Raw genomic sequence first — 1,673 nt, 5'->3', positions numbered from 1 at the left:
TGCCCTGCGCGTGCTGGTGGAGTCGCGCAAAGGCGCGGCGCACGATACGGTGCTTGAAGCGCCGCTGTATCTGCACGGCGATTCTTCTGACGGCACGCCGCACTGGACGGACGAGGCTTTGCTTTTTTGCCCCTGGCTGCGCCGGGGCAGTTCCGGCGAACCTGCTTGAGCAGTTTACGAATGAAATAAACTGGAGCAATTTCATAGAGAAATTGCTCTCACTGCTCTGCAGGGATTTTCAGAAAAATCCTTGCCCGAAATGCGCGCAGACAGGCTTTTGCCTGCCGTAACCGAGCATTGCAGGTGTTGCACGCTCCAGCGTCGCGCGTGGCAGGAGCAAATTTGTCAACGGCTCCACTTTCACCGCATCATGACAGAGAATCGCATATGAACTTCATAGCCGACCTGCACATTCACTCCCGTTTTTCCCGGGCCACCAGCAAGGCCCTTAACGCCCGCCATCTGGCCGCCTGGGCCCGCTGCAAGGGCATCAGCGTTCTCGGCACGGGCGACTTCACCCATCCGCAATGGCGGGCGGAACTGGCAGAACAGCTTGAACGGGATGAAGCCAGCGGCCTGTATCGCCTCAGGGGCGAGCCGGAGCAGCTTGATGTCTTGGCCGGCGGCCCGGTAACGAACGTCAACGCCGAAAAGCCGCTTTTCATGCTCCAGGCCGAGATCAGCTCCATCTACAAGCGCCACGGCAAGGTGCGCAAGGTGCATAACCTTATCTATGTGCGCACGCTTGAAGATGCCGAAAAACTTTCGCTGCGCCTTGAGCAGATCGGCAACCTGCACTCGGACGGCAGGCCCATTCTCGGCCTTGATTCGCGCGATCTGCTGGAAATCATGCTGGAATGCGCCGAGGATGCCGTAATGATTCCCGCCCACGTGTGGACCCCCTGGTTCGCGCTTTTCGGCTCCAAGTCGGGCTTTGACCGCCTGACGGACTGTTACGGCGATCTTTCCGAACATATTTTCGCCCTTGAAACCGGTCTTTCTTCCGACCCGGAAATGAACCGGCTGGTGAGCCAGCTGGACGGTTATGCCCTTGTGTCCAACTCAGACGCCCATTCCGGGGCAAACCTGGGGCGTGAGGCCAATCTTTTTGCAGGGCAACCCTCATACGCCGGCATCTTTGAAGCATTGCGCGCCACAGCGCGCCGCCAGCCGCAGGATGCCCTGGACTGCCGCTTTCTCGGCACAATGGAATTCTACCCGGACGAAGGCAAATACCATCTGGACGGCCACCGCGCCTGCAACGTGGTTCTGGAACCCAGAGAGTCGCGCAAGCTCGGCAATATCTGCCCCGAATGCGGCAAGCCGCTTACGGTGGGTGTGCTGCACCGCGTGTGGGAACTGGCCGACAGGGAAGAACCGCCCCTGCTTGAGCATGAGCCTGAAGCCCGCCCCCTTATTCCTCTGGCAGAAGTGGTGGGGGAAATTCTGGGCGTGGGCGTCACCTCGCGCAGGGTGCGGGAACGCTACGGCAGCCTGTTGCGCGAGCTTGGGCCAGAGCTGGATATTCTTTGCCGTATGCCCGAGCAGGAAATACGCGCTCACTGGGAGCCGCTGGGCGAAGCCGTGGCCCGCATGCGCCGGGGACAGGTCTTCCGCCAGGGCGGCTACGACGGCGAGTACGGTGTGGTGCGTGTTTTTACGCCCGAAGAGCA

General features: G+C 60.6%; 1 protein-coding gene. It reads left to right on the top strand.

Translation table 11 applies throughout. The features are described 5' to 3' along the window. Positions 1-387: 387 nt before the first annotated feature. On the top strand, positions 388-1,673 hold a 1,286-nt coding region (locus tag V6C16_RS12620; protein WP_333543371.1), incomplete at its 3' end, for an endonuclease Q family protein.

The organism is Desulfovibrio sp. 1188_IL3213 (assembly GCF_036763145.1).
Classification (GTDB): Bacteria; Desulfobacterota; Desulfovibrionia; order Desulfovibrionales; family Desulfovibrionaceae; genus Desulfovibrio.
This window is presented reverse-complemented; position numbering and strand designations above follow the sequence as displayed.